This window comes from Streptomyces sp. HUAS 31 (assembly GCF_028198125.1).
In the GTDB taxonomy this organism is placed as follows: Bacteria; Actinomycetota; Actinomycetes; order Streptomycetales; family Streptomycetaceae; genus Streptomyces; species Streptomyces chartreusis.
This window is the reverse complement of the sequence record NZ_CP116353.1, coordinates 7,837,148-7,862,847: the sequence shown is the minus strand read 5'-3', so window position 1 is coordinate 7,862,847 and position 25,700 is coordinate 7,837,148. Positions and strand designations below refer to the sequence as shown.

The following is a 25,700-nucleotide window of genomic DNA, read 5'->3' as shown; positions in this document are numbered from 1 at the left end:
ACGTGCTGCCGATCGACGCGGCGGCGCACAGCAGTCGCTGGCGCCGCCGTCATCCCGTGGACAAGGCCGTGCTCGGGCTCGGTCTCACCGTGCTCTCGATCTCCCTGCCGCCCTGGCCGGGGGCCGCGCTGATCCTTCTCACCGCGCTGACCCTGCTGCTGGGCCCGGCGGGCGTGCCCGGGCGGCGGCTGTGGCGGGCGTACCGCGTGCCGCTCGGTTTCTGCGTGACCGGCGCGGCCACACTGCTGGTCCAGGTCGGCGGCGGGCAGGGCTTCGTGTCCCTCGCCGCCGACGGGCCGCTGCGCGCCGGTGAACTGCTGCTGCGCACCTCGGCGGCCTCGCTCGGGGTGCTGCTGTTCGCGTTCACCACGCCGATGTCGGACCTGCTGCCGCGCCTGGTGAAGGCGGGAGTGCCCGCACCCGTCGTGGACGTCGCGCTGGTGACGTACCGCATGAGCTTCCTGCTGCTCGACTCCGTGCGCCGGGTGCGGGAGGCACAGGCGGCCCGCCTCGGGCACACCACCCGCGCCGCGACCTGGCGTTCACTGGCCGGGCTCGGCGCGACCGCGTTCGTGCGGTCCTTCGAGAGGGCCACCCGGCTCCAGGCCGGGCTCGCCGGGCGCGGCTACGACGGCACCCTGCGCGTCCTGGTGCCCGAGGCGAAGGTCTCCGTCCGTTTCACGGCCGCGAGTTGCGCCCTGCTCGCGGCGCTGGCCGCTCTCACCCTCGTACTGGAAAGGGCCCTGCCATGAGCGAGCCCACCGCCCCGGTCGCCGCCCGGGACGCGACCAACGCCCACCAGGCCGGCCCCGCCACACTCACGGCCACGGGCCACCCCCCACTCGCGACACCGGCCACCCCCGCCCCCGCACCGAAAAAGGCCCTGCCATGAGCGAGCCCACCGCCCTCGTCGCCCTGCGGGGTGCCTCCTATGCCTACGAGGACGGCCCCGTCGTGCTCAGCGGCCTCGACTTCGACGTCCGTGAGGGGCGGGCTCTCGCGCTGCTCGGCCGCAACGGCAGCGGCAAGACCACGCTGATGCGGCTGCTGAGCGGCGGACTCAGGCCGCACGACGGCCGGTTGACGGTCGAGGGGACGCCGGTCGCGTACGACCGCAAGGGGCTGACCCGGCTGCGGACGACCGTGCAGCTGGTGGTGCAGGACCCCGACGACCAGTTGTTCGCCGCGTCCGTCGCGCAGGACGTCTCCTTCGGCCCGCTCAACCTCGGCCTGCCGGACGCAGAGGTGCGGGCGCGGGTCGACGAGGCGCTGGCCGCCCTCGACATCACCCGGCTGGCCGACCGGCCCACGCATCTGCTGTCGTACGGGCAGCGCAAGCGCACGGCCATCGCCGGGGCCGTCGCGATGCGGCCTCGCGTGCTGATCCTCGACGAGCCGACCGCCGGACTCGACCCGGACGGCCAGGAGCGCCTGCTCACCACCCTGGGCGGGCTGCGCGCGAGCGGCACCACGGTCGTCATGGCCACCCATGACGTCGACCTCGCGCTGCGCTGGGCCGACGACGCGGCGCTGCTGACCCCGTCCGGTGTCCGCACCGGTCCCGCGGACGCGATGCTGGCCCGCACGGATCTCTTGAGGGAGGCGGGGCTGCGGCTGCCCTGGGGCATCGCGGCGGCCAGGTTGCTGCGGGCGCACGGCCTGTTGGACGACTCGGCACCGGGTCCGCGTGACGCGGAGGAACTGGCCGCCCTGGCGGCGCCCACCACTCCCACGATCGCGGCCGACGGCTGAGGCACCCGTGCGTTGGGCACACGGGTGATACATCCCGCGATCGGCCGCCAAAGGCCCGGCGGACCCCGGGGCTGCCTGTTTCATGAGGTCACGCACGACCGAAGTGAGGCAGCATGGCCGAGGCCACCGAGGACACCAGCCCGCCCGAAGGACTGAAAGCCGACGCGATCGGGTTCGTCGACGCCCTCGTCATCGGGCTCAACGCCACCTCGCCCGCGTACTCGCTGGCCGCGGCGATCGGCCCGGTCGTGGCCCTCGTGGGTGTGTACGCCCCCGGCGTCATGCTCGCGTCGTTCGTCCCGATGCTGCTGATCGCGTCGGCGTTCTACTACCTCAACCGGGTGGACCAGGACTGCGGGACGACGTTCTCGTGGGTCACCCGGGCGATGGGCCCGTGGGCCGGCTGGCTCGGCGGCTGGGCCATCACGATGACCGGCGTCCTGGTGGTCGGCTCGCTGGCGGACGTCGCGGTGACCTTCGCGCTGATGGCCTTCGGCCTCGACAGCTGGGCCGAGAACGAGTTCGTGCGCCAGACGCTGACGGTGCTGGTCATCCTCGTCATGACGGCCCTTTGCGTGATCGGCACGGAGGTGTCGGCCAGGGTGCAGAACGCGCTCATCCTCGCGCAGGTCGCCTGCCTGCTGGCGTTCGCGGTGGTGGCGATCTACCGGGTCTACGCGGACACCGGTTCGCTCGACGCCGTGGATCCCGCGTTCAGCTGGCTCAATCCCTTCGGGGCCGGCGGCGCCGAGCTGACGGCGGGTCTGCTGCTGGGCGTGTTCATCTACTGGGGCTGGGAGTCGGCGGTCAATCTCACCGAGGAGGTCGAGAACTCCGCCACCGCTCCCGGCAAGGCCGGCGTGTGGTCGACGGTCATCCTGCTGGTGACGTACGTGTCGGTCGCCTACGCGGTGGTCGCCTACGCCGGACCGGCGTACCTGTCCGAGAACGCCTCGGAGGAGGAGTTCATCTTCGCCCTGCTCGCCGACGAGGCGATGGGCACCTGGGACTGGGTCGTGCTGCTGGCGGTCTCCACGTCCGGCCTTGCGTCGACACAGACGACGATCATCCCCGCTTCGCGCACCGCGCTGTCCATGGCACGCCGGCATGCGCTGCCCGCGCACTTCGGGCACATCCACCACCGGTTCCGCACCCCCGACGTGAGCACGTGGTGGGTGGCCGCCATCGCCATCGCCTGGTATTTGGTCGTGCGCCAGATCAGTGAGAACGCCCTGTTCGACTCGCTGACCGCGCTGTCTCTGCTGATCGCGTTCTACTACGCGCTGACCGGCCTGGCCTGCGCGGTCTACTACCGCCGCCACCTCACCGAGAGCCTGCACAACTTCCTGCTCATCGGTCTCGGCCCGCTGGTCGGCGCCGGACTGCTGGCGTGGCTGCTGGTCGAGTCGGTCGGCGACATGTCCGACCCCGCCAACTCCTACAGCGGGGTCTCCTGGTTCGGCGTCGGCCCGCCCCTGGTCATCGGCATCGGGATCACCCTCGCCGGGGTGATCCTCATGGTCGTGTGGCGGTTCGTGTCCCCCGTCTTCTGGTCGGAGCGCCCGGAGGTGGCCGACCCCGCACTCGTGCCCGGCCACAAGGAGCCCTGAGATGACGGTCGTTCTCGGATACGACGAGTCCCCGGGCGCGGTGCGCGCGCTGCACGTCGCCGTGGAGGTGTCGGCCGCCTTCAACGAACCGCTCGTGCTGGTCTACGGCGCGGCGGCGCCCGGCGCCCTCGGCGAGGAGTACGCGGCCCACCGCGACGCCCTCCGGGAGGCCGGGCGCACCGCGCTCTCGCACGCCGTCCAGGTCGCCGACGAGGCCGGCGTGCGCACCACCGTGGAGGTCATCGACCAGAAGCCGGCGGAGGCCCTGATCGACGCCGCGACACGTCATGCGGCGCGGGTCATCGTGGTCGGCAGCTGGGGCGAGAGCCCGCTGCGCGGCGCCCTGCTGGGCGCCACGCCCCACAAGCTGCTGCATCTGGCGCGCACTCCGGTGCTGTGCGTGCCCACCGAACCGTGAGACCGCGGCGCACCGCTCAGCTCGCGGTGGCCGCTGCCGCCGCCCGCCCCGCAGTGCGGCCGGAGAAGAGGCAGCCGCCGAGGAAGGTCCCCTCCAGCGAGCGGTAGCCGTGGACGCCTCCCCCGCCGAACCCGGCGACCTCACCGGCCGCGTACAGCCCGGCGATGGGGGTGCCGGCGGCGTTCAGGACCCGGCCGGAGAGGTCGGTCTGGAGGCCGCCGAGGGTCTTGCGGGTGAGGATGTTGAGACGCACGGCGATGAGAGGTCCTGCGCTCGGGTCCAGGATCCGGTGCACGGAGGCGGTGCGGCTGAGTGTGTCCCCGGGGTACGCCAGCGCGTTGCGGATGCCCATGACCTGGGCGTCCTTGGTGTAGGGGTTGTCGATCTCGCGGTCGCGGGCCTCGATCTGCCGCTTGAGACCGGCGAGGTCGATCAGGTCGTCCCCCGTCAGTTTGTTCATACCGGCGACCAGTTCGGGCAGGGTCTTCGCGACGACGAAGTCCTCGCCCTTCTCCTTGAACCGCTCGATCGGCTCCGGGGTCTGCCAGATACGGGACAGCAGCTTCCAGATGTTCTTCTCGGTGAGGTCGGGGTTCTGCTCGGAGCCGGAGAGCGCGAACTCCTTGGCGATGATCTTCTGGGTGGTGACGAACCAGGAGTACTCGTGCCCGCTGTCGGAGATCGACTTCAGGGTGTGCAGGGTGTCGTAGCCCGGGATGTCGGGGCTGGAGAAGCGTTTACCGGTGGCGTCGAACCACATGGAGGACGGGCCGGGCAGGATGCGGATGCCGTGGCCGGGCCAGATCGGGTCGTAGTTCTTCAGGCCCTCGGTGTAATGCCACATGCGGTCCGGGTTGACGATCCGTCCGCCGGCCCGCTCGGTGATCGCGAGCATGCGGCCGTCCACGTGCGCGGGCACGCCGGTGATCATGGACTTCGGCGGACTGCCGAGCCGGGCGGGCCAGTTGGCGCGTACGAGGTCGTGGTCGGCGCCGATGCCGCCGGAGGTGACGACCACGACGGGGGCCTTGAGTTCGAACTCCCCGACGACGGTGCGGGAACTGGGCTTGCCGCGGCCCGCGTCGCTCGGTTGCAGGACCGCGCCGCGCACGCCGGTGACGGCGCCGCCGGTGACGATCAGCTCGTCCACCCGGTGCCGGAACCTGAAGGTGACCAGCCGGTCCGCCACCGCGGCCCGTACCTTCGTCTCGAAGGGCTCCACGACGGCCGGTCCGGTGCCCCAGGTGACGTGGAACCGGGGCACCGAGTTGCCGTGCCCGTCGGCCAGTCCGCCGCCGCGCTCGGCCCAGCCGACGATCGGGAACCACTGCATGCCGAGCCCGGCCAGCCAGGCCCGCTTCTCCTCGGCGGCGAAATCGACGTACGCCTCGGCCCACTTGTAGGCCCAGTGGTCCTGCCCCTCGGGGTCGTCGACGCCCCGGTCGAAGCCGGCCGTGCCCAGCCAGTCCTGCCAGGCCAGCTCGCGGGAGTCCTTGACGCCCATCAGCCGCTGCTCGGCGGAGTCGACGAAGAACAGGCCGCCGAAGGACCAGAACGCCTGCCCTCCGAGGCTCGCCTCCGGTTCCTGGTCCAGCAGCAGCACCTTGCGCCCGGCGGCGGCGAGTTCGGCGGTCGCGACCAGTCCGGCCAGACCGTGTCCCACGACGATGGCGTCCGCGTCCGACGCCGCGGTGGCGCCGAAGGCCGGTGACGCCGCCTGCGCGAGCGCGGCACCGGCGAGCACTCCTGTGGCGACCGTGAGGGCACGGCGACGGGTGATCGCGCCGGGGACTGACGAGTTCTCCATGGACTGCCTTCCGGGGAGACGCGCCCACTGGGGGTGCGCAAGGGGCGGGAGACACACGGGATGCCGCTGGGAAAGCGGGTGTTACCGACGGTAGCCCAGGGGGAGTCGGGGTCGCCAGATGCTGCAACTGTGAACTTTTCTCATGTTTGGTGGACACGGTCCACGAGGATGCCGATCGCGGGCACGACCGTCGCAGAGCTCGGCGCCTGGTCGCACAGGGCCCCGCGTTCTCCGAGATCGAGACCGCGACCGGCACGGTCGAACGGACGCTCACTCTCGACGGCGGCTCCCAGCTCGGCGTCGACCCCGCGCACGACGCGGCCTGGTCCGCCGGTGCCGCGGGCGGACTGCTGCGCCGAGTTCGCCCTCCGGCGCGCAGCTCGCGCACCGGAGGGCGTTCGTCGTCCGCACCGGTCCGTCAGACGGCGCGGCCCGCCACCACCCACTTCGACGGCAGCTCGATCCGGGTGCCGTCGGGCCCGTACTCCGCGGTGATCAGGGGTATTTCGCCGCTCGCGAGGATGCCGAGGCCGGCCGCGCGCAGGAACTCGGGCACCGCGTCGTCGGCCACCTCGCCCGGGGCGATGCCGTGCCGGAAGATCGGCGCGAGTTTGGGCGGCGGTCCCGACGGGCTCTGCGCCAGGCCCATGAGGACGGGCTTGGCCTCCTGGGAGAGCTCCACGAGGAAGGCCCGGCCGCGCTCGCCGACCAGCGTGGCGATGCCGTCCACCAGCTGCTGCCGGTCGTCGGGCTCGGTCTGGTGCAGCACGCCCCGCATATAGATGTTGACGTCCCCGAGCTCGGCGTGGAGCGTCTCCGCCGCGGTCTTCTCCACGGCGTCGAACAGCCGGTACGTCGCCTGCCCGGCGGGGTCGGCGTGGCGGGCGTGATCGAGGGCCGCGGCTGACAGGTCGACGCCGACCACGCGCGGGAAGCGGTCGGCCAGGAACCGGGTCTGGGTGCCGTTGCCGCAGCCCAGGTCCACCATGGCCAGCCCGGGGTCGGTCAGATGGGCCTCGAACAGGGCCAGATGGCGTCCGGCGGTCAGGGCCGGCTCGGCGTCCCAGAACACCGCCCCCTGCTCCTCGGGGGCTTCACGCCAGAAGCCCTCCCAGGCCTCCCGGTACCGACTCGTCACGCTCATGACCGACTCCCCAGGTAGCGCTGCCGACCCGCCGTCAGATGACGGGCGACTACGGTCTATCGCGCCGGAGTTGTGGCTACAAGCGCATGGCGCATTCCTTCACTCCGCATTCGACACTCGTGCGCCGTTGCACGCCCTGCGCGTCACAAGTCGCAGGTCTTCGAGGAGTCGAAAGCCGGGAATCAGCGTCGCGGGAGCGCGAGTTCGAACCAGACGGTCTTGCCGGCGCTCGTGCGGCTCGTGCCCCACTCGCGCGCGAGCATGCTCACCACGCGCAGCCCGCGCCCGGCGTCGTCGAAAGGGCCGGCGCTGAGCAGGGTCGGCAGATCGTGATCGTCGTCGTCCACCTCGCACAGCAGCGTGTCGCCACGGACGAGGCGCAGCTCGACCGGGCGGCCGTGGGAGTGCCGTACGGCATTGGTGACGAGCTCGCCGGCCAGCAGCTCGGCGGTGTCCGCGAGGCGGGCGAGGCCCCAGTCGTGCAGCTGCTCGCGGACGACATCGCGGGCCCGGCCGACCTCTTCGGGGTCGAGGCCGATGCGCCAGGAGGCGACGTCCTCGGGTTCGATGCCGTTGAGGCGGGCCATCAGCAGGGCGACGTCGTCCTTGCGGCCGCCGCGGGTGTTGAGGGCGCGGATGATGGTGTCGCAGGCGTCGTCCATGGACGCGGCCGGGTGGGCGGCGGACTCGCAGAGCGTCGCGAGTCCGACACCGATGTCTTCGCCGCGCATCTCGACCAGGCCGTCGGTGCACATCACCAGTCGGTCCCCGGGCTGCACGCGCACGCGTACCGCCTCGAAGGGCACCCCGCCGACGCCGATCGGCGCTCCCGTGGGCAGGTCGAGCAGCTCGCTGCGACCGTCGCCTGCGCGGACCAGGACGGGCGGTATGTGACCGGCGTTGGCGATGTGCAGTTCGCCGGCGATGGGGTCGTAGACGGCGTACAGGCAGGTCGCGAGGTAGGTGTCGCCGAGGCGCTGGGCGAGGTCGTCGAGGTTGCGCAGGAGCTGGGCGGGAGGCAGGTCGAGCGCGGCCATGGTCTGCACGGCAGTGCGCAACTGCCCCATCATCGCCGCCGAGTTGAGGCCGTGGCCCATGACGTCGCCGACGACGAGGGCGGTGCGGGCGCCGGGCAGTTTGACGGAGTCGAACCAGTCACCGCCGACCCGGCCGAGGAGGGTGCCCGGCAGATACCGGGTGGCGATGTCGCAGCCCGCCATGCGCGGCGGGATGTGCGGCAGCATGCTGTCCTGGAGGGTCTCGGCGACGCTCTCCTGGTAGGTGTACATGCGCGCGTTGTCGAGCACGAGGCCCGCGCGGGCGGCGAGTTCGGCGCCGGTGACGCGGTCCATGTCGTTGAACTCGACGCGCTCCGGGTGACGCAGCAGGATCATGAAGCCCAGCACCACATTGCGGGCCTTCAGCGGCACCACCAGCATGGAACGGCCGGTGATGAGCGGCCGGATGTCCCGCTTCTCGAACTGCGAGGCGATGGCGTGGCCCATCTGCTCGCTGATCCGCGGCACGAGGACGGGCTCACCGCTGGTCATGCACTGGAAGAAAGGGGTGTGGGCCGGAAAGGGCATGGCCTCGCCGACCGGTACGACGTCGTCCCAGCGGCCGGGTTCGTCGGTGTGCTCGACGGCGACCCGGTGCCACATGGTGGTGGCGTCCGGCGCCCCGTCGGGGAATCCCTCGCCGGCGACGACCTGTTCGCGCAGATAGGTGCCGGCGACGTCGGTGAACCGGGGCACCACGGCTCTGCTGACCTCGACGATGGTCCGTGACAGGTCGAGGGAGGTGCCGATGCGGCCGCTGACCTCGTTGAGGAACTCCAGGCGTTCACGGACCGCGGCGTACTCGAGGTCCTCGGCCTCGTCGGAGTACTCCCGCGGTATGGGTAAGCCCTGGGCGGCCGCCTGGGCGGCGCGCTCACGGCGGGCCCTGCGCTCCACGCGCCGGGGCACGCCCCAGTCGGGGGTGACGGGCACCCGGTCGTTCTGGCTGAACTCCAGTACCGGATAGCCCAGTTCGAGGATCTGGCCGACGATGCGGGCACTCTCGTCGACGCTCATGCTGGGCAGGATCTCGGGGAGCTTGCCCGCGAGATCCTCGGCGCCGGGGAAGTCGGTGTGCAGGGCGAAGCCGGGTGCGACGCGATCGAAGCCGGGGTCGTCCTCGCCGTCCTCCTGCCGGAGGCGGCCCACGTCGGCGCCGAGCACGAGCAGCCGCTCAGGGCCGGGGCCGATGAGCGGGTAGGCCCACCACAGCACGTCGACGCGGTCCCGCTCGGGGACCGTGAGCCGGGCGCGACCCGCGGCGGGGTAGTACAACCGCCCGTCCAGGGACGTCTCGAGATCGTGGCCGAGTCCGTCGTACGCCCCGTAGGCGCCGTACAGCGAGGGGTCGTCGTCCTCGGGCAGCGCGCCGGAGACGGGCAGCAGATCGACGGCCGGTCGGCCGAGCGCCTCTTCCTTGGTGGCGCCGAACAGACGGCGTGCGCCGGAGCTCCAGTGGGAGACCAGGCCTTCGCGGTCCACCACGACCACGGCCAGCGGGATGCGTCCGGACGTGGCGTGTTCCGTCACCGCGCCGTCCCTCTCGGTGCCACGGTTCATGGCCCAGGCCCTCTCTCCCCAAGGCTCCGCAAGATCTGCGCGCCCCCACCACCGTACGGCTCCGTGCCTCGATGATGTGACTCAATACGGGAATTGATGTATCGGGATCATTGGCGGGCGACGGTGTGCGCCGGTGTCCGCCCCCGGCGCGTCCGCGCAGGACAGCCCGGGTGCGGGTGGTTCCGGTTCAGTCGTCGTGACCCAGCTGAAGATCTCGTTCCGTTCGGCCTCCTCCGGCGACCTGGAGCACGGTGGCGACCGGCGGGTAACCGGCGGCGATGACGGTGTACTCGCCGGACGGCAGGTCGACGAAGCGGAAGGTGCCGTCGGGGCCCGTGGTGAGCGTGTCCATGACGTTGCCGGCGGCGTCGAGCAGCGTCACGCGCGCGTCCTCGACGGGACGTCCGCCGCATGCCCGCACGGTGCCGCGCAGCAGGGCGCCGCCGGCGAGTTCGATGTCCTGGCGGGTCTCGCGGGCGGCCTTCACGGTGGCCGGGACGGCGGCCGGCCGGAAGGCGGGCGCGCTCGCGGCGAGGGTGTACTCGCCGGCGACCAGCTCGGTGATGACGTAGCCGCCCTCGCGTCCGCTGCGGGTGGTGGCGACGACCTCGCCCTGGACGTTGGTGAGCGTGACGGTGGCGTCCACGGGGGTGCCGTCCGGGGTGAGCACGGTTCCGGCGAGGCGTCCGGCGCCACCGAGGACGATGTCCAGTTCGACGGGTCGCTCGCCGACGGTCACGGTGACGGCCTGTGGCTGGTGCCCGCCCGCCGCGGCGATCATGACGTACGCCCCCGAGCCGGGCGCCGCCAGCGCGTACCGCCCGTCCTGGCCGCTCGCCACGCGGCCCACCTGCTGCCCGGCGACGTCGATGAGCGTGAGCGCCGCGCGCGCCACGAAGGTCCCGTCGGGGTGCTGCACGGTGCCGTGGACGGGGACCGAGGGGGCGTGCGCGGAGCGGGCCTGCGGGACCCGGGAGTTCACCGGGGCGGATGCCGTCTCGGGGGCGGGGGCGTCGGGGGACGCTGCGCTGTTCACGAGGGGGATCTCCTTGAGGAAGCAGGCGATGAGCAGTCCGAGCACCAGCACCGGCACGAGGTAGAGGAAGATCCTCGGCATGGCGTCGGCGTACGCCTGGATGTAGGCGTCGCGCAGCGCCGGGGGCAGCGAGTGGACGAGCTGCGGGGTGATGGACTCGGGCTCGGGCAGGTGCGCGCCGGCGTGCGCGGGGAGCCGTTCGTCCAGGGCGTCGGTGAGTCGGGCCGCGAACAGGGTGCCGAAGATCGCCGCGCCGACGCTGCCGCCGATCTGCCGGAAGTAGTTGTTGGCGCTGGTGGCGGTACCGAGGTCGGTGGGGCGCACGGAGTTCTGCACGGCGAGGATCAGCACCGGCATCACCATGCCGATGCCGGCGCCGAGCACGGCCATCCAGATGCTGTAGTGCAGCCGCGGGGTGTCGGTCTCCAGGCGGGACAGCAGCCACATGCCGAGGACCGACAGGGCGCTGCCGAGCACGGGGTAGATCCGGTACCGCCCGGTGTGGCTGATGAGCTGGCCGCAGACGATCGAGGCGCCGACGATGCCGCCCATCATCGGCAGCATCAGCAGGCCCGACTCGGTGGCGGTGGCTCCGTCGACCATCTGCAGGAAGGTCGGCAGATAGCTGGCGGCGCCGAACAGGGCCACGCCGATCACCAGGCCGACAAGGCCGGTGACGTTGAAGACGGAGTCCCTGAACAGCCGTAGCGGGATGAGGGGTTCGGCGGCGAAGTGCTCGGCGACGAGGAAGAGGACGGCGGCGACGGCGGCGCCCGCGCCGAGGCCGAGGATGACTCGGGAGTCCCAGGCGTGCTCGGTGCCGCCCCAACTGGTCAGCAGGACCAGACAGGTGGAGGCGGCGGCGAGCAGCAGCGCGCCGAGGATGTCGAGGCGGGCCCGGCCTGCGGGCTTCGGCAGCTTCAGCACGACCGTGACGACGGCGAGGGTGACCAGACCGAAGGGGACGTTGATGTAGAAGCACCAGCGCCAGGTGAGGTGGTCGGTGAAGTAGCCGCCCAGCAGGGGTCCGGCGACCGAGGCGAGGCCGAACGCGGCGCCGATCAGGCCCATGAAGCGGCCGCGTTCGCGGGGCGGCACGATGTCCGCGATGATCGCCTGGACGCCGATCATCAGCCCGCCCGCGCCGATGCCCTGGATCGCGCGGTAGGCGATCAGCTGGTCCATGGTCGCGGCCCGGCCGGCGAGCGCGGAGCCGATGACGAAGACGACGATCGCGAACTGGAAGACGCCCTTTCGGCCGAGGAGGTCGCCGAGCTTGCCGTAGACCGGGAGGCCGACGGTGGCGGTGAGCAGGTAGGCGGTGATCGCCCAGGACATCTTGTCCAGGCCGTGCAGCTCGCCGACGATCTTCGGCAGCGCGGTGGCGACGATCATCTGCTCCAGCGCGGCGAGCAGCAGCGCGAGCATCAGGCCGAAGAAGACCAACCGCACCCGGCGCGGGCCCAGTTGGGCCTCGGCGGCTTGGGGCGGAGCCTGCGGAGGGGGTGCAGTGACGGTTTCGTCCTGCACCAGAGTCGTGCCGCCCACGTACCGCTCCCCTCGCCGCGCCTGCTCACAATTCCCGCATTAGGCGACAACTACGAGCAAGCACGGCGAGTTACGGCACAGTCCCGGACTCGATGGAGATCCACTCGATCCGGTGAGGAGCCAAGGGCCCCCGGACGTCTGGGACTTACTTCTCGACCTCGGCGGCGAGCTTGACCAGCAGCGCGTCGTAGATCCGGCCGAGGCCCTTGGGCGCGAAGGTCCGCTCGAAGAAGCCGCCGATGCCGCCGGCGCCCTGCCAGGTGCTGGTCACGACGACCCGGGACCTGCCCTCGCCGGCCGGGGTGACCCGCCAGGTGGTGACCATGGAGGAGTTGCGGTCCTTCTCGACGAGCTCGCCGTCGGTGGGCTCGCTGACCTCCAGGAGGCAGTCGCGCACCCGCTTGCTGGTGGCCTGGAGCTTCCAGTGGACGAGGGTGCCCTCGCCGTCGCCGCCCTCGCGCACCTCGTACTCGCTGAAGTGCTCGGGCAGCAGCTTCTGCCGGGTGCCGGTGTAGTCGGCGAGGGCGTCGAACACCTTCTCCGCGTCCGCCGCGACGACCCGCTCCGTAGTGGCCTCGACCTGCGCCATTGACTTCCTCCAGGACCAGAATTCTCGGGGGCTGGAGCAAGCCAACCACCCCGCTCCCGGCCCGCCCAAATCGGGGTCCCGAACTCTTCCCCGAAGCGGTCGCACAGTGATCGAAAACGAAGCACGGCAAGAGGTCGCACGATCAAGGGAACATGTGTTCTATTCTGTGGGCAGTGCTACCGAGGAGGCCTCATGCGCTGGGAGAACCTCACCCTGGAGTCCGACCACAGCCGTGCCGACTCCGCGCTGTTCGGCGCGGACGCGGTGGTCACCCGTACCTTCGACACGCCCGAGTTCGCCGGGATCACGTTCCACGAGATCCGGGCCCGCTCGATCCTCAACCGGGTGCCGGGCGCCTCGCGCATGCCCTTCGAGTGGACGGTCAACCCCTATCGGGGCTGCTCGCACGCGTGCGTGTACTGCTTCGCGCGCAAGACGCACAGCTATCTGGACCTCGACACGGGCCTCGGCTTCGACTCCCAGATCGTGGTCAAGGTGAACGCGCCGGACGTGCTGCGCCGCCAGCTCTCCTCGCGCCGCTGGCAGGGCGACCACATAGCGATGGGCACGAACGTCGACTGCTACCAGCGCGCGGAGGGGCGCTACCGGCTGATGCCGGGGATCCTCGCCGCCCTGCGGGACCACGCCAACCCGTACTCGATCCTCACCAAGGGCACGCTGATCCTGCGCGACCTCGACCTGCTGAAGCAGTCGAGCGAGGTGACCGACGTCGGCATCTCGGTGTCGGTCGGCTTCGTCGACCCCGAGCTGTGGCGCACCGTGGAGCCGGGCACGCCCGCCCCGGAGCGGCGCCTGGACGTCGTACGGACCCTGACCGAGCACGGGCTCGGGTGCGGGGCGCTGATGGCGCCGGTGATCCCCTTCCTCAGCGACAGCCCGGCGCAACTGCGGGACACCGTGCGGGCGATCGCCGCCTCCGGGGCCACCTCGGTCACCCCGCTGGTGCTGCATCTGCGGCCCGGGGCCCGCGAGTGGTTCATGGCGTGGCTGGGCCGCGAGCACCCGCACCTGGTGCGCCGCTACGAGCGGCTGTACGCGGACGGCGCCTACGCGCCGAAGTGGTACCAGCGCCGGATCACCCGTCAGGTCCACGACCTGGCGCAGGAGTACGGCATCGGCCCCGCGCGGGCGGGGATGCCCCGGCGGATCCGCGAACCGGAGCCTGCCGAGGACGTGCCGATGACGACCGAGCCCACCCAACTCTCGCTCATTTAAGGGCATTGGAGGGCATTGGAGGGCATCCCTCGACCCAATCGGGTCAAGTGTGATCATAAGAAGTTCTTCCGGGCGTCCATGCCGGGACGATGCGGCCAGGACCGCGACCCTCGCGGCCCCAGACCCTCCGTCCTGGGGAGGACCCCATGGGAAAACGCGCAGCCGTACTGTGCGGCGCCGCCGTCCTCGTCGCCGGGACCGTGACGGCCGTCCCCGCGCAGGCGCAGACAGCGCCCCTCGCCTGGAAGAAGTGCGGCACCGCGAAGTACCCGAGGCTCCAGTGCGCGTCCCTCGAAGTGCCGCTCGACCACAGCGCCCCGCAGGGCCGGCGGATCACCCTCGCGCTGTCCCGCGTCCCGCACACCGCGAAGAAGTACCAGGGACCCCTGCTGGTCAACCCAGGCGGCCCGGGCGGGAGCGGCCTCACGCTCGCCGGTTTCGTCGCCTCGGCGCTGCCCAAGGCCGTCGCCGCCCAGTACGACGTCATCGGCTTCGACCCGCGCGGGGTCGGCAGGAGCAAGCCCGCCCTCGACTGCAAGCCGCGCCACTTCACCCCGGTGCGCCCCGACTCCGTACCGGGCACACCGCGCACGGAGCGGGCCAACCTGTCGCGCGCCCGGGCCTTCGCGCGGGCCTGCGCCGAGAAGTACGCGAGCGTGCTGCCGTACATCGACACCATCAGCTCCGTGCGCGACATGGACCGCATCCGTGCGGCCCTGGGCGCACAGCGGATCAACTACTTCGGCTACTCGTACGGCACCTACCTGGGCGCCGTCTACGCCAAGCTCTTCCCGCAGCGGGTGCGCCGGGCGGCCCTGGACTCCGTCGTCGACCCGACCGGTGTCTGGTACGGCGCCAACCTCGCGCAGGACATCGCCTTCGACGACCGGCACCGCGCCCTCATGGCCTGGATCGCCAAGCACGACGCGACCTACCGGCTCGGCACCGATCCGGCGCGGGTCGAGGCCAAGTGGTACGCGATGCGGGCGGCACTGGCCAGGAAGCCGGCCGGCGGCAAGGTGGGCGCCTCGGAACTCGAGGACACCTTCCTCCCCGGCGGCTACTACAACGGCTACTGGCCCTACCTCGCCGAGGCGTTCGCGGCGTACGTGAACAAGAAGGACACCGCCCCGCTGACCGAGGCGTACGGGAACTTCGGTGCCGCCGACGCCTCCGACGACAACGGCTACAGCGTCTACGCGGCGGTGCAGTGCCGGGACGCCTCCTGGCCGCGCGACTGGCGGCGGTGGCGGACGGACAACCGGGCCGTGTACGCCAAGGCACCCTTCATGACCTGGAACAACGCCTGGTACAACGCGCCGTGCGCGTTCTGGCCGACGAACTCGCTGCGCTCGGTGGACATCGCCAATACGAAGGTGCCGCCGATGCTGCTGTTCCAGGCGACCGACGACGCCGCCACCCCGTACGAGGGCGCCGTCACGGCCCATCGGCGGCTGGCCCGCTCCAGCCTGGTCGTCGAGCGGGGCGGCGGCAACCACGCCGTCACGCTCGGTGGGAACGCCTGCCTGGACAAGCACCTCGCGGCCTATCTCGCCGACGGCACGGTGCCGCGCGGTACGGGCACGGTCGACGCGGTGTGCGACGCGCGGCCCGACCCGAAGCCGCTGAGCGCCAAGGCCAAGGTCACGGCGTCGCGCGGCGCCGAACTGCACGGACTGCTCGGTTTCCGGCACTGAGCGGCCGATGACCCGTCGGGGGCGTTGTCAGTGCCATGGTCCACGATGGACGCATGAGTGAGCTGACCAGGATTCCCGCCCCCGACGGCGTCGCCCCCGCCGCCCAGTACTCGCACGTCGTGCTGGGCACCGGCCGTTTCGTCGCCGTCTCGGGCCAGCTCGCCCTGGACGAGGACGGCGAACTCGTCGGCGAGGGCGACGCGGCCGCCCAGGCCCGCCAGGTCTTCGAGAACCTGCGGCGCTGTCTGGCCGCCGCCGGGGCGACCTTCGACGACGTCGTCAAACTCACCTATTTCGTCACGGACATGGCCCATATGCCCGCCGTCCGCGCGGCCCGCGCCGAGCACATACCCGACGACCGGCTGCCGGCCGCGTCGGCGGTCCGGGTCGCCGGTCTGGTGCGTCCGGAGTTCCTCATGGAGGTGGAGGCGTACGCGGTGCTGCCGGGTTAATGGGCCGCGCCGCCCCGGCCGGCACGCCTAGGGTCCCTTCATGGACGACGACCGCATACGGATCCGCCCCATGACCTCGGCCGACTGCGACCGGGTCGCCGAGATCCGCATCGGCGGCTGGCGCAGCGCCTACCGGGGACTGATACCGCAGTCCTACCTGGACACCCTGGACGTGGCGCAGGACGCCGAGCGCCGGCGCGGCTATTTCTCGCAGGGCGACACAAGCGTGGTCGACCTGGTCGCCGAGAGGGACGGCGAGGTCGTCGGCTGGGCCTGCCACGGCCCGTATCGCGACGGCGAAGCGCGCACCGAGGACGTCGAGTTGTACGCCATCTACGTCGACCCCGGGCGGTACGGCGCCGGCATCGGGCGCGCCCTGCTCCAGGACTCGGTGCGCCGCTGCACGGCCGCGGGTCATCCCCGGATGCTGCTGTGGGTGCTCAAGGACAACGCCCGCGCCCGCCGCTTCTACGAGCGGGCGGGCTTCCACGCGGACGGCGCCGAGGAGCCCTTCGAGGTGGAGGGGGTCGAGGTGCCGGAGGTGCGGTACGCGCGGGAGTCGACGCCTCACCGCTGACGGGGGATCAGCGCCAGCGCCCGTACCGCCGCCTCCGCGAGGGTCGGATGGGCCAGGGCCTCGTTGAGGACCTGCCGGGCCCGCGCGTCGCCCAGCGTGCCGAGCCCGTCCACACAGGCGAGGGCCACCCGGCGGTAGGGGTCGTGCGGGCGCAGCCGCCGCTCCAGGGTGGTGATCAGGGCCGGGACGGCTTCGGGGGCGCGGAGTTCGACCAGGAGCCGGACGGGGTGCAGGGCGTAGGCGACGCGGAGTTCGTTGGTGGCGAGGGCGGCGGCCGCGCGGGCCGTGCGCGGGTCACCGAGGCGGGCGAGGGCGTGGGCGGCGGAGACACAGCGCTCCGGATCGCGATGGTTGAGCAGCAGGACGAGCGACTCGAAGGCCCGCCGGTCCCGGGCGAGGCCCAGCCGGAACGCGGCCAACTCCCTGGCCCACAGCGGCTGCCCCGGCGCGACCAGCACCTCCGCCAGTTCGTCGAGGTCCCCGGTCGCCACGAGGCGGTCGTACGCGGCCGACGCTCCCGACTCCTGCCGTAAGCGCTCCGTGAGTGATCGCAACTCTTCGTCCATGATGCCGAGCGTATGCAAGCGGCCCGCCGTACGGGACCTACATCACAAAGACGGGGGCTGGCGCGCTCGTTACCCACCGGTTAAGCTCATACGAGCGAGTTACCCACTCGCACACTTGCTTGCAGCGGCCTGGTGACGCAGCCGCCGCGAGTGCTGGTCGGTTCGGTACTTCAGGTACCTCAGTACGACTCGGCTCCGGGACAGGGCCGGTCGGATCGCTGTTCCCCGAGGCGTGTGCACGCTCTCGGCGACGGCAACCGGGCGTGTGCGCCAGCAGCCCGGCAACACCCGCACTCAATCTCCTTTCCGCACCCGGTGCGCGCTCTTCGCGCACCCGGGCGCGCTCCCAGTCGTCACCCTCATTCCTGGAGTCCCGCGATGGCCACTCCCCTGTCCGACACCCCTCAGTCCCCGCTCAAGACCGTCGCCGTGGTCGGCCTCGGCACCATGGGCACCGGTATCGCCGAGGTCCTGGCGAAGGCCGGACGCGAGGTCATCGGCATCGACATCAGCGAGGCCGCGACCGCCAAGGCCGTCGCCGCACTGGAGTCCTCGACCGCCCGCGCCGTGGAGCGCGGCCGGCTCACCGAGGACGAGCGCGCGGACGTCCTCGCCCGCGTCCGCACCTTCACCGACCTGCGGGCCGCGGCCGACGCCGACCTGGTCATCGAGGTGGCTCCGGAGTCGTACGAGATCAAGCAGCAGATCTTCCGCGAGCTGGACGGGATCGTGCGCCCCGAGACGATCCTGGCGACCGGTACCAACGCCTTGTCGGTCACCCGGCTCGCCGCCGACTCGTCCCGTCCCGAGCGGGTGCTCGGCCTGCACTTCTTCAACCCGGCGCCGGCGATGCGGCTGGTCGAGGTGGTCTCCTCGGTGCTGACCGCGCCGACGGCCGTCTCCGCGGTCACCAACCTCGCCCTGGACCTCGGCAAGGAGCCCGTCGCGGTCGGCGACCGGCCCGGTTTCGTCGCCGACGGCCTGCTGTTCGGCTACCTCAACCAGGCGGCCGCGATGTACGAGGCGAAGTACGCCTCCCGCGAGGACATCGACGCCGCGATGCGGCTGGGCTGCGGCCTGCCGATGGGTCCGCTGGCGCTGCTCGACCTGATCGGCGTCGACACCGCACGTACGGTCCTGGACGCCATGTACGCCGAGTCCCGCGACCGGCTGCACGCCCCCGCGCCGATCCTCAAGCAGCTCAGCGAGGCGGGCCTGACGGGCCGTAAGTCTGGCCGTGGCTTCTACACCTACGAGGCCCCCGGCAGCGCCACCGTCGTGCGGGACGCGCTGACGCCGCTGGAGGGCGCCGCCCTGACCCAGGGCCGGACCGTCACCTCCGTCGGTGTCGCGGGCTCCGGCACCATGGCGTCCGGGATCGCGGAGGTCTTCGCCAAGGCCGGGTACCAGGTCGTGCTGGCCGCCCGCAGCGAGGAGAAGGCGCAGACCGCGAAGGCCAGGATCGGCAAGTCCCTGGCGCGTTCCGTGGACAAGGGGCGGATGACCGCCGAGGCCGCCGCGCGGACCCTGGACCTGATCACCGCGGCCGGCGGCTACGACGCGTTCGCCGACGTCGATCTGGCGGTCGAGGCCGTCGCCGAGGACCTGGAGATCAAGCGTCAGCTGTTCGCGACGCTGGACAAGGTCTGCAAGCCGGGCGCGGTGCTGGCCACCACCACCTCCTCGCTGCCCGTCGTCGCCTGCGCCCGTGCCACCTCGCGTCCGCAGGACGTGATCGGCATGCACTTCTTCAACCCGGCGCCGGCGATGAAGCTGGTCGAGGTCGTCCGCACGGTCCTGACGGCCGACGACGTCCACGCGACGGTCCGCGAGGTCTGCGGCAGGATCAAGAAGCACGCCGTGGACTGCGGTGACCGGGCCGGATTCATCGTGAACGCGCTGCTGTTCCCGTACCTCAACAACGCGATCAAGATGGTGCAGGAGCACTACGCCACCCTCGACGACATCGACGCGGCGATGAAGCTGGGCGGCGGCTACCCGATGGGCCCGTTCGAGCTGCTGGACGTCGTCGGACTCGACGTCTCCCTCGCGATCGAGAAGGTCCTGCACCGCGAGTTCCGCGACCCGGGCCTGGCTCCGGCGCCGCTCCTGGAGCACCTGGTGGCCGCGGGCTGCCTCGGCCGCAAGACGGGCCGCGGCTTCCGCGAATATGCCCGCCGCTAAGGGACGTCCCGGCGACTGGTTCAGAGACGGTCAGGAGTGGGGCGGGCTGCTGGACCCCGGCAGCTCTCCCCCTCTCGCCCGGCGCGGCCCGGCCCCGACCGCCGAACCCGGTACTCCCCCGCCCGCCAAGGGCGGGGGAAACCCCGTGCATGCGCATCAAGCTGCGCACATGCAGTACGTTCGGGTCATGTCCCAGCCCGCCAAGTCCTCACGTACACCCACGACGCCCGACGCGCCGGAAAGTGCCGCCGGCAGTCGCGCGGCCGCTCAACGGCTCAAGATGCGCCGCGAACTGGCGGCCGCGGCGATGGAGCTGTTCGCGACCAAGGGGTACGAGGCGACCACCGTCGACGAGATCGCGGCCGCGGCCGGGGTCGCCCGCCGTACGTTCTTCCGCCACTTCCGTTCCAAGGAAGAGGCGATCTTCCCGGACCACGACGACACCCTGATCCGCGCCGAGGCGGTCCTGAACGCCGCCCCGGCCCATGAGCACCCGCTCGACACGGTGTGCCGCGGCATCAAGGAAGTCATGCGGATGTACGCGGCCCGGCCGGAGATCTCGGTCGCCCGCTACAAGCTCACGCGCGAGGTGCCCACCCTGCGCGAGGCGGAGATCGCGTCGGTCGCCCGCTACGAGCGCCTCTTCACCCGCTACCTTCTCGGCCACTTCGACGAGCACGCCCACGACGACGACGCCAACGACGACCCGCTGCTGGCCGAGGTCGCCGCGTCGGCCGTGGTCACCGCGCACAACCACGTCCTGCGGCGCTGGCTGCGGGCCGGCGGCCAGGGCGACGTGGAGGCACAGCTCGACCACGCCTTCGCGATCGTCCGCAGGACCTTCGGGTCGGGCATCGGGGCGGGCCGGGACACCACCCCGCGCACGACACCGGCCTCGGTGGCCGCGCAGGGCGAGGTGCTGGTGACGGTGGCCAGGACCGACGCCCCGCTGGACGAGGTGATGCGCACGATCGAGCAGGCGCTGAAGGAGCGGGCCTAGGCGGTCCGGTCCGGCCCCGGGCCCGACTCGGTACGCACGCGATGGATCCCCCGGCGGGAACCATCGCGTGCGCTCGTTCGTCCGCGGCGACGAGCCGCCCGCCCTCCCCGACGAGCCGATGCTCCCGCTGAAGGTCGCCCTGCTCGGCCTCGACGGCTGGCCCGACACCCGACACCGAGCCGCCCCGCGACCGGGGCGGCTTTTTCGTGCCCGATAGCGCCCGATTGATACCTACTCGCGAGTAGCTTTGATCGATCATCGCTCATTTGTTACGTAAAGATTTCATCTGAGAGCAAGTTCTGGCACTCGGTGCCTTGCCAGGTGACACGCCGTGCCATACGTTGAAAGTGTCCGGGCGGCCGGCGTGCAGAGACCTTTCGTACGTCGGCTGTCCCCGCAAGTCCCTCCCGGGACCTGCGCGCCCGGGCGCCTGCGTCACAGGCAACCTCCCGCGCCACAAAGCGCTGCCGAACAGCAAGATCCGCCGAACCGACGGCAACCACCAAAAATCCCTCAGCAGCACCGACGTAACCCTCAGCACCCCTCCCTCAGGGTGCGCATCGCCGGAGGCAACACCGTGACCACTCAGGCCATTCTGGACGCGATCCAGTCGCCGGACTCGACGCCGGACGACTTCGCCGCCCTGCCGCTCCCCGAGTCGTACCGCGCGATCACCGTGCACAAGGACGAGACGGAGATGTTCGCGGGCCTTCAGACCCGTGACAAGGACCCGCGCAAGTCGATCCACCTCGACGAGGTGCCGCTGCCCGAGCTCGGCCCGGGCGAGGCCCTGGTGGCCGTCATGGCCTCCTCGGTCAACTACAACTCGGTGTGGACCTCGATCTTCGAGCCGCTGTCCACGTTCGGCTTCCTCGAGCGCTACGGCCGCACCAGCGACCTGGCCAAGCGCCACGACCTGCCGTACCACATCATCGGCTCCGACCTCGCGGGCGTCGTCCTGCGCACCGGCCCCGGCGTGAACTCCTGGAAGCCCGGTGACGAGGTCGTCGCGCACTGCCTGTCCGTCGAGCTGGAGTCCTCGGACGGCCACAACGACACGATGCTCGACCCCGAGCAGCGCATCTGGGGCTTCGAGACGAACTTCGGCGGCCTCGCCGAGGTCGCGCTCGTCAAGTCCAACCAGCTGATGCCGAAGCCGGGCCACCTGAGCTGGGAGGAGGCCGCCGCTCCCGGTCTGGTCAACTCCACCGCCTACCGCCAGCTGGTCTCCCGCAACGGCGCCGGCATGAAGCAGGGCGACAACGTCCTGATCTGGGGCGCGAGCGGCGGACTGGGCTCCTACGCCACGCAGTTCGCGCTGGCCGGCGGCGCCAACCCGATCTGTGTCGTCTCCAGCGACCAGAAGGCGGACATCTGCCGCTCGATGGGCGCCGAGGCGATCATCGACCGCAACGCCGAGGGCTACAAGTTCTGGAAGGACGAGCGCACCCAGGACCCGAAGGAGTGGAAGCGCTTCGGCAAGCGCATCCGCGAGTTCACCGGCGGCGAGGACATCGACATCGTCTTCGAGCACCCCGGCCGCGAGACCTTCGGCGCGAGCGTCTTCGTCACCCGCAAGGGCGGCACCATCACCACGTGCGCCTCGACCTCGGGCTACATGCACGAGTACGACAACCGCTACCTGTGGATGTCCCTGAAGCGGATCATCGGCTCGCACTTCGCCAACTACCGCGAGGCCTGGGAGGCCAACCGGCTCATCGCGAAGGGCAAGATCCACCCCACCCTGTCGAAGGTCTACTCCCTGGAGGAGACCGGCCAGGCCGCGTTCGACGTGCACCGCAACCTCCACCAGGGCAAGGTCGGCGTGCTGTGCCTCGCCCCCGAGGAAGGTCTCGGCGTGCGCGACGAGGAGATGCGCGCCAAGCACATCGACGCCATCAACCGCTTCCGCAACGTCTGAGACACCCGGGGTCATAGATGACTGAGCGTCAGCCCGCCGAAGGCAAGCGGGAGAAGGACCGGCCGTGGCTCATGCGGACCTATGCCGGTCACTCCACGGCCGAGGCGTCCAACGAGCTGTACCGGCGCAACCTCGCCAAGGGCCAGACGGGTCTGTCGGTCGCGTTCGACCTGCCGACCCAGACCGGCTACGACTCCGACCACATCCTCGCCCGCGGCGAGGTCGGCCGGGTCGGCGTGCCGGTGGCCCATCTCGGTGACATGCGCCGGCTGTTCCAGGACATACCCCTGGAGCAGATGAACACCTCGATGACGATCAACGCCACCGCCATGTGGCTGCTGGCGCTCTATCAGGTCGTCGCCGAGGAGCAGGGCGCGGACATCACCAAGCTCCAGGGCACGACCCAGAACGACATCGTCAAGGAGTACCTGTCGCGGGGGACCCATGTCTTCCCGCCGGGGCCCTCACTCCGGCTGACGACGGACATGATCGCGTACACGGTCTCCCACATCCCGAAGTGGAACCCGATCAACATCTGCAGCTACCACTTGCAGGAGGCGGGCGCCACCCCGGTCCAGGAGATCGCGTACGCGATGTCCACCGCGATAGCGGTTCTCGATGCCGTGCGCGACTCAGGGCAGGTCCCCCAGGAGAAGTTCGGGGACGTCGTGGCCCGTATCTCCTTCTTCGTGAACGCGGGCGTCCGCTTCATCGAGGAGATGTGCAAGATGCGGGCGTTCGGGCGGATCTGGGATCAGGTCACGCGCGAGCGCTACGGCATCGAGAACCCCAAACAGCGCCGCTTCCGGTACGGCGTCCAGGTCAACTCCCTCGGCCTGACCGAGGCGCAGCCGGAGAACAACGTCCAGCGGATCGTCCTCGAGATGCTGGCCGTGACGCTGTCGAAGGACGCACGTGCCCGTGCCGTGCAGCTGCCCGCCTGGAACGAGGCGCTGGGTCTGCCCCGGCCCTGGGACCAGCAGTGGTCGCTGCGCATCCAGCAGGTCCTGGCGCACGAGAGCGACCTGTTGGAGTACGAGGACATCTTCGAGGGCTCGCACGTCATCGAGGCGAAGGTCGTAAAGCTCGTCGAGGAGTCGCTCGCCGAGATCGAGCGGATCCAGGAGATGGGCGGCGCGATGGCCGCCGTCGAGTCCGGCTACCTCAAGTCGCAGCTCGTCTCCTCGCACGCCGAGCGCCGCGCTCGTATCGAGTCCGGCCAGGAGAAGATCATCGGCGTCAACATCTTCGAGACGACCGAGCCCAACCCGCTGACCGCCGACCTGGACACCGCGATCCAGACGGTCGACCCGGCGGTCGAGGCCAGGGTCATCGCGGGCCTGGAGCACTGGCGCGACACCCGCTACCAGCCGCCGTTCAACCACCCGCGCCCGTGCAAGGCGCTGGACAGGCTGAAGGAGGCCGCCAAGGGCACCGACAACCTCATGGAGGCCACCCTGGAGTGCGCCCGCGCCGGTGTCACGACCGGCGAGTGGTCCGGGGCCCTGCGCGAGGTGTTCGGCGAGTTCCGGGCGCCCACGGGTGTCTCGTCGGCTCCGGTGGCCGTCCCGGCCGAGGAGGGCAGCGCGCTGTCCCTCGTCCGCCGCAAGGTCCAGCTGACCGCGGACGACCTCGGCGTCGGCAAGCTGCGCTTCCTGGTCGGCAAGCCGGGCCTGGACGGGCACTCCAACGGTGCCGAGCAGATCGCCGTCCGTGCGCGTGACGCCGGCTTCGAGGTGGTCTACCAGGGCATCCGGCTGACGCCGGAACAGATCGTGGACGCGGCCCTCGCCGAGGACGTGCACGCGGTCGGCCTGTCGATCCTGTCCGGTTCGCACGCCCAGCTGGTGCCCGACGTGCTGGAGCGGCTCCGTGTGGCCGGTGCCACAGATATACCCGTGATCGCCGGTGGCATCATCCCGAATGGTGATGCCGACCAGCTCAGGGCCGCCGGAGTGGCCGCCGTCTTCACCCCGAAGGACTTCGACATCACCGGAATCATCGGCCGCATCGCCGACGAGATCCGGAAAGCGAACAAGCTCGACCCCCTGGAGGTCCCCGCATGACGACCGTCAACCGCCTTCGCCCGCGGCGCTCCTGCCTGGCCGTACCGGGCTCGAACCCGCGCTTCCTCGAAAAGGCGCAGGGTCTGCCGGCTGACCAGGTCTTCCTCGACCTCGAGGACGCGTGCGCCCCGCTCGCCAAGCCCGAGGCGCGGCACACCATCGTCAAGTTCCTCAACGAGGGCGACTGGACCGGCAAGACGAGGGTCGTGCGCGTCAACGACTGGACGACCGAGTGGACGTACCGCGACGTCGTCACGGTCGTCGAGGGCGCCGGCCAGAACCTCGACTGCATCATGCTGCCGAAGGTGCAGACCGCCGAGCAGATCGTCGCCCTCGACCTGCTGCTGACGCAGATCGAGAAGACGATGGGCTTCGAGGTCGGCAAGATCGGCATCGAGGCGCAGATCGAGAACGCCCAGGGCCTGAACAACGTCAACGAGATCGCTACGGCGTCCCAGCGCGTCGAGACCATCATCTTCGGCCCGGCCGACTTCATGGCGTCCATCAACATGAAGTCGCTGGTCGTGGGCGAGCAGCCGCCCGGCTACCCGGCGGACGCCTACCACTACATCCTGATGAAGATCCTGATGGCCGCCCGCGCCAACAACCTCCAGGCGATCGACGGCCCCTACCTCCAGATCCGCAACATCGACGGCTACCGCGAGGTCGCCCAGCGGGCCGCCGCGCTCGGCTTCGACGGCAAGTGGGTGCTGCACCCGGGCCAGGTCGAGGCGTCCAACGAGATCTTCTCGCCGTCGCAGGAGGACTACGACCACGCCGAGCTGATCCTGGACGCGTACGACTACTACACGTCCGAGGCGGGCGGCAAGAAGGGCTCGGCGATGCTCGGCGACGAGATGATCGACGAGGCCAGCCGCAAGATGGCGCTGGTCATCTCCGGCAAGGGCCGGGCCGCCGGCATGCAGCGCACGTCGAAGTTCGAGATCCCGGAGGCCTGAGCGCGATGCAGTTCGGACGCACCTACGAGGAGTTCGAGGTCGGGGCGACGTACAAGCACTGGCCGGGCAAGACGGTCACGGAGTACGACGACCACCTGTTCTGTCTCCTCACGATGAACCACCACCCCCTCCACATGGACACGAACTATGCGGAGAAGACGACGGACTTCGGCAAGAACGTCGTCGTCGGGAACTACATCTACTCGCTGCTGCTCGGCATGAGCGTGCCGGACATCTCCGGCAAGGCCATCGCCAACCTGGAGATCGAGTCGCTCAAGCACGTGGCACCGACCTTCCACGGCGACACGATCTACGGCCAGACGACCGTGCTCGACAAGTGGCCGTCCAAGTCGAAGAACGACCGCGGCATCGTCTACGTCGAGACCAAGGGCTACAAGCAGGACGGCACTCTGGTCTGCGTGTTCCGCCGCAAGGTGATGGTGCCGACCGAGACGTACATCAAGGAGCGCGGCGGCGAGCAGCCCGGTCGCCCCGAGCTCAAGGAGCAGGAGAAGTAGCC

General features: G+C 70.8%; 22 protein-coding genes. 16 read left to right on the top strand and 6 right to left on the bottom strand.

What is annotated here, in order from left to right:
• Nucleotides 1-2: 2 nt before the first annotated feature.
• From cbiQ to PGH47_RS34805, 5 genes are all read left to right on the top strand, one after another.
• Nucleotides 3-752, top strand: coding sequence for a cobalt ECF transporter T component CbiQ (gene cbiQ, locus PGH47_RS34825; protein WP_271666709.1), 750 nt, complete (start codon nucleotides 3-5; stop codon nucleotides 750-752).
• Entirely contained in the window at nucleotides 749-892 is a 144-nt protein-coding gene (locus tag PGH47_RS34820) for a hypothetical protein (protein ID WP_271666708.1), read from the top strand. The genes cbiQ and PGH47_RS34820 overlap by 4 nt, the downstream gene beginning before the upstream one ends.
• The gene (locus tag PGH47_RS34815) at nucleotides 889-1,752 is read left to right on the top strand and encodes an energy-coupling factor ABC transporter ATP-binding protein (protein WP_271666707.1); all 864 of its coding nucleotides are present in this window, start codon (nucleotides 889-891) and stop codon (nucleotides 1,750-1,752) included. Before PGH47_RS34820 ends, PGH47_RS34815 begins: the two co-directional genes overlap by 4 nt.
• 113 nt (nucleotides 1,753-1,865) lie before the next feature.
• On the top strand, nucleotides 1,866-3,362 hold the full coding sequence (locus tag PGH47_RS34810; protein ID WP_271666706.1) for an APC family permease: 1,497 nt from the start codon (nucleotides 1,866-1,868) through the stop codon (nucleotides 3,360-3,362).
• 1 nt (nucleotide 3,363) lies between these two features.
• On the top strand, nucleotides 3,364-3,780 hold the full coding sequence (locus PGH47_RS34805) for a universal stress protein (protein WP_271666705.1): 417 nt from the start codon (nucleotides 3,364-3,366) through the stop codon (nucleotides 3,778-3,780).
• 16 nt (nucleotides 3,781-3,796) lie between these two features.
• Here PGH47_RS34805 and PGH47_RS34800 read toward each other — a convergent pair whose 3' ends face one another.
• From PGH47_RS34800 to PGH47_RS34780, 5 genes are all read right to left on the bottom strand, one after another.
• Complete coding sequence (locus PGH47_RS34800) at nucleotides 3,797-5,587, bottom strand: FAD-binding dehydrogenase (protein ID WP_271666704.1); 1,791 nt, start codon at nucleotides 5,585-5,587, stop codon at nucleotides 3,797-3,799.
• 418 nt (nucleotides 5,588-6,005) lie between these two features.
• Complete coding sequence (locus tag PGH47_RS34795) at nucleotides 6,006-6,731, bottom strand: class I SAM-dependent methyltransferase (RefSeq protein ID WP_271666703.1); 726 nt, start codon at nucleotides 6,729-6,731, stop codon at nucleotides 6,006-6,008.
• Between the two features lie 182 nt (nucleotides 6,732-6,913).
• Nucleotides 6,914-9,349 (bottom strand): ATP-binding SpoIIE family protein phosphatase, encoded by a 2,436-nt coding sequence (locus PGH47_RS34790; protein ID WP_271666702.1) that lies wholly within the window; start codon nucleotides 9,347-9,349, stop codon nucleotides 6,914-6,916.
• Nucleotides 9,350-9,536: 187 nt separating this feature from the next.
• Nucleotides 9,537-11,933: an MFS transporter gene (locus tag PGH47_RS34785; protein ID WP_271666701.1), complete on the bottom strand. Its 2,397-nt coding sequence runs from the start codon at nucleotides 11,931-11,933 to the stop codon at nucleotides 9,537-9,539.
• Nucleotides 11,934-12,078: 145 nt separating this feature from the next.
• On the bottom strand, nucleotides 12,079-12,522 hold the full coding sequence (locus PGH47_RS34780) for an SRPBCC family protein (RefSeq protein WP_126901217.1): 444 nt from the start codon (nucleotides 12,520-12,522) through the stop codon (nucleotides 12,079-12,081).
• A 192-nt stretch (nucleotides 12,523-12,714) separates the two neighbouring features.
• On the opposite strand from PGH47_RS34780, the gene PGH47_RS34775 reads away from it, so the two are divergent.
• From PGH47_RS34775 to PGH47_RS34760, 4 genes are all read left to right on the top strand, one after another.
• The gene (locus tag PGH47_RS34775) at nucleotides 12,715-13,758 is read left to right on the top strand and encodes an Rv2578c family radical SAM protein (RefSeq protein ID WP_271666700.1); all 1,044 of its coding nucleotides are present in this window, start codon (nucleotides 12,715-12,717) and stop codon (nucleotides 13,756-13,758) included.
• Between the two features lie 146 nt (nucleotides 13,759-13,904).
• Entirely contained in the window at nucleotides 13,905-15,455 is a 1,551-nt protein-coding gene (locus PGH47_RS34770) for an alpha/beta hydrolase (RefSeq protein ID WP_271666699.1), read from the top strand.
• 53 nt (nucleotides 15,456-15,508) lie between these two features.
• On the top strand, nucleotides 15,509-15,907 hold the full coding sequence (locus tag PGH47_RS34765) for a RidA family protein (RefSeq protein ID WP_269639486.1): 399 nt from the start codon (nucleotides 15,509-15,511) through the stop codon (nucleotides 15,905-15,907).
• A 40-nt stretch (nucleotides 15,908-15,947) separates the two neighbouring features.
• Nucleotides 15,948-16,484, top strand: coding sequence for a GNAT family N-acetyltransferase (locus PGH47_RS34760; RefSeq protein WP_271666698.1), 537 nt, complete (start codon nucleotides 15,948-15,950; stop codon nucleotides 16,482-16,484).
• On the opposite strand, the gene PGH47_RS34755 is transcribed toward PGH47_RS34760, so the two are convergent.
• Nucleotides 16,475-17,050: an adenylosuccinate lyase gene (locus PGH47_RS34755; RefSeq protein ID WP_271666697.1), complete on the bottom strand. Its 576-nt coding sequence runs from the start codon at nucleotides 17,048-17,050 to the stop codon at nucleotides 16,475-16,477. The genes PGH47_RS34760 and PGH47_RS34755 overlap by 10 nt on opposite strands.
• Before the next feature lie 378 nt (nucleotides 17,051-17,428).
• Between PGH47_RS34755 and PGH47_RS34750 the strand changes: the two genes are divergently transcribed.
• The 7 genes from PGH47_RS34750 to PGH47_RS34720 all read left to right on the top strand — a co-directional run bounded on the left by PGH47_RS34750 (nucleotide 17,429) and on the right by PGH47_RS34720 (nucleotide 25,698).
• Nucleotides 17,429-19,234, top strand: a complete 1,806-nt coding sequence (locus PGH47_RS34750) for a 3-hydroxyacyl-CoA dehydrogenase family protein (RefSeq protein ID WP_271666696.1) — start codon at nucleotides 17,429-17,431, stop codon at nucleotides 19,232-19,234.
• Nucleotides 19,235-19,421: 187 nt separating this feature from the next.
• Nucleotides 19,422-20,234, top strand: coding sequence for a TetR family transcriptional regulator (locus PGH47_RS34745; protein ID WP_030948315.1), 813 nt, complete (start codon nucleotides 19,422-19,424; stop codon nucleotides 20,232-20,234).
• 67 nt (nucleotides 20,235-20,301) lie between these two features.
• Nucleotides 20,302-20,451 carry a hypothetical protein gene (locus PGH47_RS34740; protein ID WP_271666695.1) on the top strand — a complete coding sequence of 50 codons (150 nt, stop codon included), beginning with the start codon at nucleotides 20,302-20,304 and terminating at the stop codon, nucleotides 20,449-20,451.
• Between the two features lie 360 nt (nucleotides 20,452-20,811).
• Nucleotides 20,812-22,155, top strand: coding sequence for a crotonyl-CoA carboxylase/reductase (gene ccrA / locus PGH47_RS34735; RefSeq protein ID WP_126901226.1), 1,344 nt, complete (start codon nucleotides 20,812-20,814; stop codon nucleotides 22,153-22,155).
• 17 nt (nucleotides 22,156-22,172) lie between these two features.
• On the top strand, nucleotides 22,173-24,221 hold the full coding sequence (locus PGH47_RS34730) for a protein meaA (protein ID WP_271666694.1): 2,049 nt from the start codon (nucleotides 22,173-22,175) through the stop codon (nucleotides 24,219-24,221).
• Nucleotides 24,218-25,180 carry an HpcH/HpaI aldolase/citrate lyase family protein gene (locus tag PGH47_RS34725; protein ID WP_030948307.1) on the top strand — a complete coding sequence of 321 codons (963 nt, stop codon included), beginning with the start codon at nucleotides 24,218-24,220 and terminating at the stop codon, nucleotides 25,178-25,180. Before PGH47_RS34730 ends, PGH47_RS34725 begins: the two co-directional genes overlap by 4 nt.
• Nucleotides 25,181-25,185: 5 nt before the next feature.
• Nucleotides 25,186-25,698: a MaoC family dehydratase gene (locus PGH47_RS34720; RefSeq protein WP_030948303.1), complete on the top strand. Its 513-nt coding sequence runs from the start codon at nucleotides 25,186-25,188 to the stop codon at nucleotides 25,696-25,698.
• Nucleotides 25,699-25,700: the final 2 nt, after the last annotated feature.